This window comes from Staphylococcus sp. GDY8P126P (genome assembly GCF_017891965.1).
Taxonomy (GTDB): Bacteria; Bacillota; Bacilli; order Staphylococcales; family Staphylococcaceae; genus Staphylococcus; species Staphylococcus saprophyticus.
The window spans coordinates 197,174-210,501 of the sequence record NZ_JAESKG010000005.1 but is presented as its reverse complement, the minus strand read 5'-3'; the positions used below and the strand labels follow the sequence as shown (position 1 = coordinate 210,501).

The following is a 13,328-nucleotide window of genomic DNA, read 5'->3' as shown; positions in this document are numbered from 1 at the left end:
GCAGTAGATGACTGAATAGAAAATGTAAAGTCCCACTGCTTTAAAGAATTACTACTTCTATTTATGAAAATTAGTAGTTCTTATGTATAAAAATGCTAGTAGACTTATACATGCGCTTCAGCTCTCAAAACTTTTCAATCCTAGTCATCCTACTTTTGTTAATAAAATTAAGCCTTACCTCAAAAAAGCCAGCGAAATAAATTTCGTTGGCTTTAAATATGATGTTTATTCAACTTGTGCTTATTTTATTCTTAAATTGTGTTAAATTAGTCTTTAACTTCAAGATCAACATCATTAATGTCAATGCCTAATGCTTTAGCTACACCTTTACCATATTCACTATCCGCTTTATAACAATGACGAATATGACGGTGTTGTACTTCTAATGTTGTACCTTGCATTTCATTCGCTGTATTTTCAAAAATACGCTCTTGTTGTTCTTTAGATTGTAATCTGAATAAACGTCCTGGCTGTTCGAAGTAGTTATCGTCATCTTCACGGAAATCATATTCGTAAGCTTCGCCTTCTACTTTTAATCCAGGTTTTTTAAATTCAGGTTGATCTTCAAATGCACCTTCACTGTTTGGATAATAGTGTGTACTACCACCTTGATTGTTATCCAGAATTCTCATTTGACCATCTCTACTAAATGGACAGATATTTTCAATCCCTACACCTTTAGGTTGGTTTACTGGAATTTGCCAATGGTTCACACCTAATCTATAACGTTGTGCATCACCATATGAGAATAAACGTCCTTGTAACATTCTATCTGGAGAGAAGTCAATACCAGGTACAATGTTAGTTGGTGCAAATGCTGCTTGTTCTACATCTTGGAAATAGTTATCTGGATTGCGATTAAGTTCCCATTCTCCAACTTCGATTAGTGGATAGTCGCCTTTATACCATACTTTAGTTAAGTCAAAAGGATTATCTTTATGATTTCTTGCTTGTTCTTCAGTCATTACTTGGATATACGTTTTCCATTTTGGATAATCTTTATTTTCAATTGCTTCGAATAAATCTCTTTGTGAAGATTCTCTATCTTCTGCAATTGTTCGTGCCGCTTCCTCCGGTTGTAAGTTTTCAATACCTTGTTGTGTTCTATGATGGAATTTAACCCAAACACGTTCACCTTTATCATTGTACATTGAGTACGTATGTGAACCAAAGCCATGCATATTTCTAAAGCCTTTTGGAATACCACGATCTGTCATCAAGATTGTTACTTGATGTAAAGCTTCTGGTAATGATGTCCAAAAGTCCCAATTGTTTTGAGCACTACGCATATTTGTTCTAGGATCACGTTTAACTGCGTGGTTTAAACTTGCGAATAATTTCGGATCTCTAAAGAAGAATACTGGTGTGTTATTACCAACTAAGTCCCAGTTACCTTCATCCGTATAGAATTTCAATGCAAAACCACGAATATCACGTTCTGCATCAGCTGCACCACGTTCACCAGCTACTGTTGAAAAACGTGCGAACATTTCTGTTTGTTTACCTACTTCAGAGAAAATACTTGCTGAAGTATATTGTGTAATATCATTTGTTACCGTAAAAGTACCAAAAGCACCTGAACCCTTAGCGTGCATACGGCGCTCCGGAATCACTTCTCTATCGAAGTGTGCCATTTGTTCTAAAAAGTACCAATCTTGCATTAATAACGGTCCTCTTGGACCCGCTGTCATACTGTTCTCTCTATCTGAGACTGGCGCACCGAAAAGGCTTGTCAATTTTTTATTATTGCTCATTTTACTTCCCCCTTACTTCATCTAGATAATAATAATTATTATCTAGTATTTATTTTAATGTATCCTCCACGTAAAAGCAAACATTGGCTCACTAATTTTATTGACAATTTTCGCAATATTTAAACATTTTGTAATTATTACTCACAAAAAGCATTGCTTGTATTCAGTAAAAGCATTAAAATGGATTGTATATATAAAATTTCAATCGAATATAGGAGACTTTTTATGGCACAAAACAATATGAATCGCGGTCTAAATTCTCGTCATATTTCAATGATTGCAATTGGTGGTGCCATTGGTACTGGACTTTTTGTTGCAACTGGGAATGTCATTTCTCAAGCAGGACCTGGTGGCGCTATATTAGCTTATTTAATTATTGGAATTATGTTGTATTTCTTAATGTCATCAATCGGGGAGCTAGCAACTTTCTATCCTGTTTCTGGATCGTTTAGTTCTTATTCTACAAGGTTTGTAGATAAATCATTAGGGTTTACCATGGGTTGGCTATATTGGGCAATATGGCTACTTGTAACGAGCGTTGATATTATTATTTCTTCAAGTGTACTTTATTACTGGGATGCTTTTCAATTTTTCAGTCCTGTCACATGGAGCATTATATTCTTATGCTTACTGTTCTTATTAAATATATTTTCTGTTAAAGCATTCGGTGAAACAGAATTTTGGTTATCTCTCATCAAAGTTGTAACCATCATCGTGTTTATTCTCATTGGTGTATTAACGATTGTAGGAATATTAGGTGGGAAAACTTATGGATTATCGAATTACACAACTGGTGAGGCACCATTTGTTGGTGGTATTTCAGGTTTTCTAGGCGTCCTCTTGGTAGCAGGCTTTTCAGTTGGAGGTACAGAAGTCGTTGCTGTTACTGCAGGCGAATCTTCTAACCCTGATCGCTCAATGCCAAAAGCTATCAGACAAGTTTTCTGGAGAATTTTACTCTTTTATGTATTATCAATCGCAGTTATATCAGCAATTATTCCTTATACAGACCCAATGTTATTGAATAAAAACGAATCGGTTTCTCAAAGCCCTTTTACTATTGTGTTTGATCGTGTTGGCATTGCATTTGCAGCTTCAGTAATAAATGCAGTTATTTTAACTTCTTTATTATCAGCAGCTAATTCTGGGATTTATACTACAAGTAGAATGTTATTCTCTATGGCAGAAGATAGACAAGCACCTAAGTTCTTATCTAAATTAAACAAGACTACAAAATTACCAATGACTGCATTAATTGCTACATTTGTAATTGTATTGTTCATCATAATACTAGCGCAATTCAAATCAGATATAGTGTTCTCGTTATTAAATATTATAGGATCACTCGTTATTGTGATTTGGGCGTCTAGTATCTTATCACAAATTAGGTTACGCTCTGCTATTAAGAAACAAAATAAAGATCCAAATGAAGTGTTGCCTTACAAAGCACCGTTTTATCCATTTGGACCAATTATTGTCATTATAGCGTTATTATTCTTATTTGTTGGTAACTCGTTAGATGCTGCTTTATCTGGAGATTTTGCCGCACTATTTAGAAATTTAGCACCTATGATTATTTTATTTGTAATTTATATCGTTCACAAATTTATTAAGAAAACTAAAATCGTCAAACTCAGTGAGATGGATTTGAAGAGACACGATTATAATTAAAATTAAAACATCGGAATAAACTGTTATGTGTTTATTCCGATGTTTTTTAATTTGCTAACAATTTAATTATAGAAGTAAGGATATTTTCACTGGTCAAGAAGTGTAGTATAATAACATATAATAATGACTTAACCTAGAGGTGGAAACTATGGTTGGACAAACGAATTTATTTGATGACATATTAGAGACTGAAGAACGTTTCGTTATAGTTGTGCAATCACTTGAGGAAAAGCATCAACGCTTAATTAAACGCACACTAAGAGAATACAGTAGTTTAGAGCATTCACAAATGGAAAGCCTCTTTGAACATTTAAAAGACCTATTTTTAGAAGAAACATTTGAGGAGGATCAGTCCGCATTTTCAATCACTGTTTATACAAACCTAGATTATGCTGCAGACCATGTCTATGCACATGTAAAACGACATCGAGGTAAAAATGAATGGACACATACTGCAAAATAAATACATCTATTAAAAAAGAGGTTAGGACTTTTATTTGAAGTTCTAACCTCTTTTTTATTAAATACTACAAATCGTAATTTCAGTGCGCATACAAACAAATAATTACAAAAACGATATTAATACATTAAACGCTTTAACTTTTATAAAATCTGTCTCAATGTATGTGGAATGCCATTGTCACTATTGCTCAATGTAATTTCATCAGCAACTGCTTTCACCTGGTCATTGGCATTGCCCATAGCAACAGCATGACCGACCACTTGCAGCATAGAAATATCGTTTGAACTATCTCCGAATGCAACTACTTCAGATAATGCAATATCTAATTTTTTAGATAAATCTGTTACTGCATTACCTTTAGAAACACCCTGTGCCATAAATTCTAAGAAATACGGCTTACTTGTTGTCACATCTATATCTTCATTAAAGTGACCAGCTAAGTCAGTGTTAAGTTTTGAGATAGTTGATACATAATCTACACCCATTACTTTAGGCACGTCATCCTGGATGAAATCCTTTAAATCATTTACATGTTCCATAGGTAACCCAGTTAATTCCGATTCTATATTCATATATTCATGTTCACCTTCGTAAACAATATGACCATCTTCATATGTTAAAATGAATAAATTATTTTTGCGACAATAATCCACAATTAAATCGAAATTTTCCTTAGTTACCGTTCGACTTTTTTCTACAGTTTCAGTATTCACATTGACAGTTTTACCACCATTATAGCTAATTACATAACTTTGATATGTATCAAGTTTTAATTTTTTAGCAGTTGGTAACATGCCTTCAGTAGGTCTACCAGATGCTAATACGACTTTATATCCTTGTTTTTGTATATCTAATAAATAAGATTCTGTTTCTGGACTCATTTGATTTTCATTATTCATCAATGTGTCATCCATGTCCATGACTACCATTTTATACTTACCCATGTTGCTAATCTCCCTTCAACGTCTATATTCTATATTACAACAGATTATTAACGTTGGTACAATACTTTAGTCGTTGCACCTGTTTCATTGATTGTAACAAGTTCTGATCTACAATCTTTAAATTCACGCTTTAGTGCACGTACTAATTCGCCGCTTCGTTCAGGTGCTATTAATGTGAGTACTGTTGGGCCGGCACCACTAATTACTGTTGCGTATGCTAGATGTTGTTTCGCAATACCTTTAATTGTTTGAAATTCTGGAATCAAATGTTGTCTATAAGGTTCATGGAAACCGTCTTGTTCCATCATTTTTCCAGCTAATTCATAATTATGTTGAATTAATGCACTAATCATCGTATTACTAATTGCACTATTTTGAACTGCCTTTTCATGAGAAAATGTATCAGGTAATGCGTTTCTTGCATCAATTGTTTTTAATTTATAACTTGGTATCGTTATAATAATATCAATTTTAGGTGTATCAATGTAGGAGACATCTGTAACTTTTGTATCACCGTTATAATAACCAAGCACAAGACCACCATAAATTGTTGGCGCTACATTATCTGGATGCCCTTCAAAATCCGTCGCAAGTTGTAATAGTTCATATTTAGATAGTTCAATATCTCCAAAGTAGTTAGCGATATACAATGCACCCACTAAAGCCGAAGCAGATGAACCTAATCCTCTTGCTAAAGGAATTTCACTTCTCATTTCTACATTTAAATTTGGCAATTCAACTTCATATGTTTCAGCAACTTTTTGTGCGATTTGGTAAATGTAGTGGCTCTCATCATTAGGCAGTTCATCTACATTAGGTCCAATATGATTAAAAGACCATTGATCTTCATCGTTCACAGTAACGTCTAAATATAAGAATTTATTTAAAGCCATTCCTATAGAATCAAATCCGACACCTAAGTTAGCTGTAGATGCCGGAATTTTTAAATGTAACGCTTCTTTCATGCTATAGTGCCCCTTTGATGTAATCTAAAATACTCTGTCTATCATTTGGTAATGGTTTAATTGGATTATCTAATAGTGAAATGGCTGTATCAGGGTCTTTCAGTCCATTACCTGTTAGAACTGCAACAACTTTTTTGCCTTGAGGCAATTTACCAGCGCGATGTAACTTTATCAATCCTGCAATTGATGCATTACTTGCTGGTTCACTAAATACACCTTCATTGCGAGCCATTAATTGGTATGCTTCTAAAATTTCTTCATCTGTCACACTATCAATATAACCATTTGATTCTTCTAGTGCATTCGTCGCTTTATCCCAACTTGCTGGATTACCAATTCTAATTGCTGTTGCCACTGTATCAGGATTTTTAACAACTTTATTTTGAACGATAGGAGAGGCACCTTCTGCTTGAAAACCATACATGTTAGGCAATTGAGTGCCATTTTTATCCCTATATTCTTTAAAACCTTTCCAATATGCAGAAATATTTCCTGCATTACCAACCGGTATAGAGAGTATATCAGGCGCCGAACCACCCAATTGTTGAATAACTTCAAATGCGCCAGTTTTTTGACCTTCAAGTCGATAAGGATTGACTGAATTAACTAATGCGATTTCTCCATTTTTTGCAACTTCTTGCACGATTTCTAATGCTTCATCAAAATTACCTTCGATTGAAACAATTTCTGCGCCATACATAACAGCTTGTGATAATTTACCTAGTGCAATCTTACCTTCAGGAATTACTACGATTGCTTTTAAGCCAGCTCGAGCAGCGTATGCAGCTGCAGATGCTGACGTATTACCTGTCGATGCACAGATTACGATTTTTTTCCCTTCTTCTTTGGCTTTGGCCATCGCCATAACCATACCTCTGTCTTTAAAAGAGCCTGTAGGATTCGAACCTTCATATTTCACATGGAGTTCAATGCCTAATTTTTCAGACATCCGTTCACAATATATGAGTGGCGTATGTCCTTCATTTAATGTTAGTGATGGTGTTGCTTCATTTACAGGTAAATATGTTTTAAATTCTTCAACTAAACCTTGCCAGTTTTTCATAGTTATTAAACTCCTTCTACTGGATAAATTTTCTTAACGATATATCCAGATTCTGTGATGGATGCTTCAGGATTTTCATCTATACCAACAATTACAACACCAGCCGTATGAGCATCTCGCTCAGTTACGGCCAATGATTTATGAAACGGTAATTGACCTTTAAGTAACGTTTCAACTTTATTTACTTCTTCACCATCAGTTTGAACTACAACATAATAACTTTCTTTCTCTTTAAGTGAAACAGTTTCTGATTCATCCATCAGTTCTTTGGTTTTTTCAGTTTTTAATTCAAAGTGAGGCGGTAATGTATGCAAGTTAGTTTCAAAATTCAATGTGACATTTAATAAATCACTGACTACAGCACTACCAGTTGCTAAACTGCCTGCACCTTTTCCGTAAAACATTGTTTCTCCAACAGCATCGCCAATAACATAAATTGCATTAAATTCATCTTCTACCGCTGCAAGTTGGTGCGCTTTATTAATGAACGTCGGTGCAACTGAAGCTTGTACCTGTCCATTTTCATATGTACCTTTACCGATTAATTTAATTTTGTAACCTAATTGATCTGCAACTTGAATGTCTTCAGATTCAACATCACTGATACCACGTCTATCGACATCATTTAAATTAATAACCTGGTTAAATGATAAATAAGAAGTAATGACCACTTTTCTTGCCGCATCAATACCTTCTACATCATCTGTAGGATCTGCTTCTGCAAAACCTAATGCTTTAGCCTCGTCTAAGGCAGCTTCAAAACTTGTTTGCTCTTTAGTCATTTTACTTAAAATAAAATTAGACGTACCATTCAGTATGCCCATAAATTTGCTAATGTTGTTTGCATTCAACCCATTATTTATAGCATTTACAATAGGAATACCACCTGCAACACTTGCTTCATATTTCAACGCAACATCATTTTCTTGCGCTAAATCTTCTAATACATTTAAATGGACTGCTAATAAGTCTTTATTTGCTGTTACGACGTGTTTCTTCTGACTTAATGCACGTTTTAGCCAATCCACAGTTGGTTCAATACCACCCATAACTTCTACAATGATATCAATTGAATCATCATTTAATATTTCATCAATATCTTCTGTTAAATGATAACTCGACACATTTATTGGTCTTTGTCTTGATTTATCTCTAACTAAAATGTGTCGAATATTGATATCTTTATTCATTGTTTCTTTAATTTGTTCTCTATTCTCTTCTATAATTTTAACTACACCAGAACCTACAGTTCCTAAACCAAGTAAGGCTACGTTTAATTCTCTCATAACTTCATTCCTCCGTTGTTCTTCTTAAAAATACAATTGTACAGTTGAAAAATACTTGAATATGGTATAGTATAAATTCATTCATTATTTTTGTAAAGGTTCAATATTTAATCGTATATCTATCCTATCACTCCCGTGATAAAAACTAAACAAAATTTTCTGATTTTTTAGAAAGGTTGGTATTTACAATGAAAGTAGCTAAATTTGGAGGAAGTTCTGTTTCTAATGCAGAACAGATAAAAAAAGTATTAAATATCGTAAATTCAGATGTTGATCGGAAAATTATCATCGTATCAGCACCGGGTAAACGTCACAGCGAAGATGTAAAAACAACGGACTTACTAATTCGTTTGTATGAAAAAGTGATTGATAGATTAGATTACACGTCTAAAAAGAAAGAAATCATTCAAAGATACGCAGATATCATAGATGAATTAAACATGGATTATCATTTACTAACTTCAATTGATGAAACATTAGAGTCATACATTGCTACATTAAAAGATAAACCTTCTCGTTTATTAGACGCATTACTATCCTGTGGAGAAGATTTTAATGCGCAACTCATTGCAGAATATAACAATAGCCAAGGTATTCCTACAAGATATGTATCTCCTGGTGAGGCAGGCATTCAAGTTACTGATTTACCACAAAATGCACAAATCTTAGAGCAATCTTATAATACGCTATATAAATTACGTGAATATAATGAAAAACTCATAATTCCTGGATTCTTTGGGGTTTCACGACAAAATTATATTGTTACATTTCCAAGAGGTGGCTCTGACATCACAGGTGCTATAGTAGCTAGAGGTGTACGGGCAGACTTATATGAAAATTTCACTGATGTCTCTGGTATTTTTAGAGCAAATCCTACGATTGTTAAAAATCCTGAAGTCATCGATGAAATTACCTATCGAGAAATGCGTGAACTTTCTTATGCTGGATTTGGAGTGTTTCACGATGAAGCTTTACAACCTTTACACAAAGATAGAATTCCAGTTGTCATAAAAAATACAAATAGACCTGATGATATTGGTACATATATTCGCCATGATAGAGAAATAAATTCTAATAACATTGTCAGTGGTATTAGTTGTGATAAAGGGTTTACAGTTTTAAACATTAAAAAATATTTAATGAATAGACAAGTTGGTTTTACAAGAAAAATATTAGCTGTCTTAGAGGATTATGATATTTCATTTGATCATATGCCATCAGGTATAGATAATATTAGTATTATTATGCGCTCCAAAGAAATCCAAAATAGAGAAGAACAAGTCTTAAATGACATTCGAAAAAATTGCGATGTTGATGAGTTAAGTGTGGAACATGATTTAGCTATCTTAATGATTGTTGGTGAAGGTATGCATAGAATTGTCGGTACTGCAAATACAATTACGCACGCGTTAGCTGAATCGAATATCAATTTAAAAATGATGAATCAAGGGGCATCAGAGATATCAATCATGTTTGGTATACATGTCTCTGATGCCGATAAAGCAGTCAAATCCACTTATGAATATTGTTATAATGGCATATGTTTAAAATCTTAAGTAGCTTTTATTATCGTTATATAAATCAAAAGATACTTAAAGTAGTTTTAATGATATGATTGAAGTCATACAAATTCAAACTCGCTTTAAATAATATTTCATAAATCAAGCCAAACAAAAATCCTTCAAATTCATTGTATCTGTTGGTTAAACTTTCCAATGATTTGAAGGATTTTATATGGCTTTTTTCTCTGATATAAGCACTTGATTAATTCTTTCATCGCCCACTACTAAACGTAGTATTACAAATTGATAATAACTCAATGAATCTATAACACTTCTATAATTTGGTAATTGATGATAATCAATAGGATCTAATAATTCATACATTAAAACGATTTCTGGCTTAATATAGTCTACATCCCATTTAATAGAGTGAAAATAAATATTTTTTTCTGGCAATCGAATATTATGATTCCATCTAAACATCCATTCTTCATCTTCAACATCATAGACAATGATAGTCATAATTAATTTTTCACCATCAAATATTTCTGCATGTGTAATATTTTCGAAATTTAATTCGTCATAATTAGATGATGCGTGATTGGTATCGTGGAGCACCTTACGATTGTCATTAGGAATATATTTTAAGACCTCACCTAAAAATTTTCTTTCAACGCTGATATCAACTTTACCATTGAGGTTAAATTCGTCACGTAAAAATAGTTGTTTGGCAACTTCACCATTAAATTTAAATAAGTTAGGTACATTTTCATTTAAAGATTTTACAATGTCTTTAACTTTTTCATTATTTTCATTATCCAAAAGTGCACCTCCTATAAAAGTAAGCGTTTTCAATAATACATATTATATAATTTGTATGCGCATTTTTCAATGCATTAAGCGCAAAAATGTGAAATAAAGCACAAATAATTTTAAAAATCACCAATTTCTATGTATTGACCATTTGAATCTCCAATAATAGGATCTGGTCTATTCATTAGGAGCACACTATGAGTACAGTTCTTTATCGTATTTTGTATTTCTGCTATTGCAGGTACGGTTTGATATAACTTATCTTCATTCATAAAAGGTGCTGAAACAAAATAAAAGCGAATTTGGTATTTTGAAAAGGTTTCTAATACACCTTTGCCTATTATCACATGACTAGCGCTATCAACTATACCATTTGGAATGATTATATTAAAATCTGTATATTTTGATACATACCTTATAATATCTGTAGAATAACTTATTACTGATATTTTTATATTTGCTTTATATAGTTCATCTATCATTTTATAAGCAAACGGATGATTATCAAATGCAATAATATCGTCCCACTGGATCGTTTCTATGATATGTTCAAAATATTGTTTTATATTGCTCAACTTGCTATTCACCTTCTTCATTGAAAGATATTGTGCGTAATTCATTATAACTGTTTAATGACTTGAATTATACAAATTCCACAACAGTTTTAAAGAACCAATAAAATTTATTTAGTAATATTACATCAAAATATTGCTTTTGTAAGTAATGGTCTTTCTATTGTCATAGCACTAATATACTAATTTAAAATTATAGAATTTGTGCTAAACTAAATAAAAGCGTAAAATAAGATATAATAAAAAATTAAATAAGATTAGGATGATACATATGTTTTTCCCGTTAATATTAATTGTAATTATAATACTATTAATTGTTATTGTAATAATTGACCATCGAGTAATGCAAAATAAACTTGAAACTGAAACGTATTCAAAAGATCAATTAGTTACAAAAATAAGTACAGTAACTCGAGAAAATACACAATTAAAAAATCAAATGCTGAATATAGATGGAAACAATGATACGCACCATCATGGTTTAAGAAAAGCGAAGCAAGATTTAAATAGTATCTTAAATCAATATAAAAACGAAGGTGTCATTCAACATTTTGATATTATAGCTACTGGTAACTTAGCTGTAAAACATCCCCTTTTTGAGTACGCTAGAACTTTCGATTATGTTGTAATTACAGAAAAAGGCATTTTTAATATCAATGTTAAAAATTGGAAGCAAAAAACATTTTATCATTTCACTGCAGATACAACAAACAGCAATGAATCTAAAGTGAATGATAATATAGACCAAACTGTAGGACGTTATATTGCTAATCAATTTCATAGTCAGTTTCAATCAACACGTTCGACAACGTATACATTCATTGAACGTATTAAAAATAATTCTGTAACCTATGATTTTTATAATTATGATCCTTTTGAACAATCATCTATCAATACACAGGCTTTAGAGGCTAAGATATATGAGAAACTCAATCAACAAATCAAGAATATTGGACTTGTTTATTTCACTGATGGTAGCGTAAATATTATTGACGGCCCGTCTACAAGAGGTGATTACGTTGAAACAGTCTCATCTAAATCTTCCTTACAACAAATTATTGGAGATACTGTTCAATCAACAGATCAGGCATTGACTAAAGAGCAATATGATAAATTAGTAGCACGTTTTTATTAAATTAATATACTATATAGGAAAGAAGAGTCTGGGACAAAAATAGATGTCTCAGACTCTTCAAACTTTAGCTAAAGCCTCCGTCTTTGTGGGCAGTTTTTTGTGCACGCTTTCCGTGGACACAACCTTAGCCTGTAGTCTTCGGCCAGTGCTTTTCCACAGGAGTCGGCCCAAATTACTGCCAATACGTTATGAAAAATATAATATTATAAAGCCGAGACATTAATATACGTCTCGGCTTTTTTTCACATTATAAATTCAAAGTTTAACTCCAAATATTTAATTTTTTCTCTTTAGCAATGTCTTCAGACTTTTCAAAGGCTTCTCTATATTTTCCATTTGGAGAATAATATTTTTCTCTAGCTAAGCCTTGTTTGACTAATTGCTCATTATACATTGTCTTATTATCAAGCCAAACATAAGCTAATGTTCTACCGTATCGGTCTTCTTTTTCTTTATCGTACTCTAAATACACGTCTTTATTTGTTAAATGCTTTTTAGTATAATCAGAAGCCTCTTTCCCATAAGGTTGTACCGGTGTATTGGGTTTAACTGTTTCGGGCGTATCAACGCCAATCAGTCTAACTTTCAATTGCTCATTATTGTCATTTTCAGCAACGAATGTATCTCCATCTACAACACGTGACACATGAACTTTTTCAGAATCTTGTGGTCCTGTTGACGTATCTGCACCATTATTTTGAAATGGTCCTGTTTGATTAATATATTGAAAAGCTAATACACCTAACACTACTACGATAACGACTAAACTAGTCATTTTTTTCTTAGATTTCATTGTTGCACCCACTTCTTTTAAATATTCCAAATTATCATATAGAAAAAGCAAACTATCGTCAAGACCACATTATACACTAACTCATAAATTAGCTGATGTTTTAAATAACATGATATTGTTTATCTATGTAAATAACTCGTGCTATAATAATCTTGAATAGGAGTGAACAAATTGAGCATTTTCAAAGAAAACATGATAACGATTATTGCAGTTGTCATTGCCGTCATCGTAGGTCTAATCTTACAAAACCAATTTCAACTACCGCTAATGGTTTCTGCCGTTGTAGCAGTTTTATTAGGCATATTAATCGGATTTATCATTTTCATTATCCAATCTATCGCATCCAAAAATAAACGTAAATAATAAA

General features: G+C 32.5%; 13 protein-coding genes. 5 read left to right on the top strand and 8 right to left on the bottom strand.

Annotated features, from left to right (window positions below; genetic code table 11):
- Window positions 1–266: 266 nt before the first annotated feature.
- Complete coding sequence (locus KA893_RS10315; protein WP_002483391.1) at window positions 267–1,754, bottom strand: catalase; 1,488 nt, start codon at window positions 1,752–1,754, stop codon at window positions 267–269.
- Window positions 1,755–1,979: 225 nt separating this feature from the next.
- On the opposite strand from KA893_RS10315, the gene KA893_RS10310 reads away from it, so the two are divergent.
- Window positions 1,980–3,425 carry an amino acid permease gene (locus KA893_RS10310; RefSeq protein WP_037538480.1) on the top strand — a complete coding sequence of 482 codons (1,446 nt, stop codon included), beginning with the start codon at window positions 1,980–1,982 and terminating at the stop codon, window positions 3,423–3,425.
- A 148-nt stretch (window positions 3,426–3,573) separates the two neighbouring features.
- Window positions 3,574–3,888 (top strand): hypothetical protein, encoded by a 315-nt coding sequence (locus KA893_RS10305; RefSeq protein WP_011303205.1) that lies wholly within the window; start codon window positions 3,574–3,576, stop codon window positions 3,886–3,888.
- A gap of 140 nt (window positions 3,889–4,028) precedes the next feature.
- On the opposite strand, the gene KA893_RS10300 is transcribed toward KA893_RS10305, so the two are convergent.
- The 4 genes from KA893_RS10300 to KA893_RS10285 are packed head-to-tail and all read right to left on the bottom strand — an operon-like array spanning window position 4,029 to window position 8,146.
- The gene (locus KA893_RS10300) at window positions 4,029–4,832 is read right to left on the bottom strand and encodes a Cof-type HAD-IIB family hydrolase (protein WP_041080494.1); all 804 of its coding nucleotides are present in this window, start codon (window positions 4,830–4,832) and stop codon (window positions 4,029–4,031) included.
- Window positions 4,833–4,879: 47 nt separating this feature from the next.
- Window positions 4,880–5,797: a homoserine kinase gene (gene thrB, locus KA893_RS10295; RefSeq protein ID WP_069821954.1), complete on the bottom strand. Its 918-nt coding sequence runs from the start codon at window positions 5,795–5,797 to the stop codon at window positions 4,880–4,882.
- Window position 5,798: 1 nt separating this feature from the next.
- Complete coding sequence (gene thrC / locus KA893_RS10290) at window positions 5,799–6,860, bottom strand: threonine synthase (protein ID WP_041080492.1); 1,062 nt, start codon at window positions 6,858–6,860, stop codon at window positions 5,799–5,801.
- A 5-nt stretch (window positions 6,861–6,865) separates the two neighbouring features.
- Window positions 6,866–8,146: a homoserine dehydrogenase gene (locus KA893_RS10285; RefSeq protein ID WP_041080491.1), complete on the bottom strand. Its 1,281-nt coding sequence runs from the start codon at window positions 8,144–8,146 to the stop codon at window positions 6,866–6,868.
- Window positions 8,147–8,334: 188 nt separating this feature from the next.
- On the opposite strand from KA893_RS10285, the gene KA893_RS10280 reads away from it, so the two are divergent.
- Entirely contained in the window at window positions 8,335–9,702 is a 1,368-nt protein-coding gene (locus tag KA893_RS10280; RefSeq protein ID WP_069821953.1) for an aspartate kinase, read from the top strand.
- Between the two features lie 174 nt (window positions 9,703–9,876).
- On the opposite strand, the gene KA893_RS10275 is transcribed toward KA893_RS10280, so the two are convergent.
- A complete protein-coding gene (locus KA893_RS10275; protein WP_041080489.1) occupies window positions 9,877–10,470 on the bottom strand; it encodes a hypothetical protein in 594 nt (197 codons plus the stop codon).
- A 110-nt stretch (window positions 10,471–10,580) separates the two neighbouring features.
- Window positions 10,581–11,081, bottom strand: a complete 501-nt coding sequence (locus tag KA893_RS10270; protein ID WP_180373858.1) for a sugar phosphate isomerase family — start codon at window positions 11,079–11,081, stop codon at window positions 10,581–10,583.
- A 223-nt stretch (window positions 11,082–11,304) separates the two neighbouring features.
- On the opposite strand from KA893_RS10270, the gene KA893_RS10265 reads away from it, so the two are divergent.
- The gene (locus KA893_RS10265; RefSeq protein ID WP_037538486.1) at window positions 11,305–12,168 is read left to right on the top strand and encodes an NERD domain-containing protein; all 864 of its coding nucleotides are present in this window, start codon (window positions 11,305–11,307) and stop codon (window positions 12,166–12,168) included.
- A 262-nt stretch (window positions 12,169–12,430) separates the two neighbouring features.
- Here KA893_RS10265 and nucI read toward each other — a convergent pair whose 3' ends face one another.
- Window positions 12,431–12,961 carry a thermonuclease NucI gene (gene nucI, locus KA893_RS10260; RefSeq protein ID WP_041080486.1) on the bottom strand — a complete coding sequence of 177 codons (531 nt, stop codon included), beginning with the start codon at window positions 12,959–12,961 and terminating at the stop codon, window positions 12,431–12,433.
- Window positions 12,962–13,132: 171 nt separating this feature from the next.
- Between nucI and KA893_RS10255 the strand changes: the two genes are divergently transcribed.
- Entirely contained in the window at window positions 13,133–13,324 is a 192-nt protein-coding gene (locus tag KA893_RS10255; RefSeq protein WP_011303215.1) for a hypothetical protein, read from the top strand.
- Window positions 13,325–13,328 lie beyond the last annotated feature (4 nt).

Excerpts from the sequence above, each read along its gene's own strand:
- KA893_RS10315 (WP_002483391.1), bottom strand. The coding sequence starts at position 1,754 with ATGAGCAATAATAAAAAATTGACAAGCCTTTTCGGTGCGCCAGTCTCA.
- KA893_RS10310 (WP_037538480.1), top strand. The coding sequence starts at position 1,980 with ATGGCACAAAACAATATGAATCGCGGTCTAAATTCTCGTCATATTTCA.
- KA893_RS10305 (WP_011303205.1), top strand. The coding sequence starts at position 3,574 with ATGGTTGGACAAACGAATTTATTTGATGACATATTAGAGACTGAAGAA.
- KA893_RS10300 (WP_041080494.1), bottom strand. The coding sequence starts at position 4,832 with ATGGGTAAGTATAAAATGGTAGTCATGGACATGGATGACACATTGATG.
- thrB (WP_069821954.1), bottom strand. The coding sequence starts at position 5,797 with ATGAAAGAAGCGTTACATTTAAAAATTCCGGCATCTACAGCTAACTTA.
- thrC (WP_041080492.1), bottom strand. The coding sequence starts at position 6,860 with ATGAAAAACTGGCAAGGTTTAGTTGAAGAATTTAAAACATATTTACCT.
- KA893_RS10285 (WP_041080491.1), bottom strand. The coding sequence starts at position 8,146 with ATGAGAGAATTAAACGTAGCCTTACTTGGTTTAGGAACTGTAGGTTCT.
- KA893_RS10280 (WP_069821953.1), top strand. The coding sequence starts at position 8,335 with ATGAAAGTAGCTAAATTTGGAGGAAGTTCTGTTTCTAATGCAGAACAG.
- KA893_RS10270 (WP_180373858.1), bottom strand. The coding sequence starts at position 11,081 with ATGAATTACGCACAATATCTTTCAATGAAGAAGGTGAATAGCAAGTTG.
- KA893_RS10265 (WP_037538486.1), top strand. The coding sequence starts at position 11,305 with ATGTTTTTCCCGTTAATATTAATTGTAATTATAATACTATTAATTGTT.
- nucI (WP_041080486.1), bottom strand. The coding sequence starts at position 12,961 with ATGAAATCTAAGAAAAAAATGACTAGTTTAGTCGTTATCGTAGTAGTG.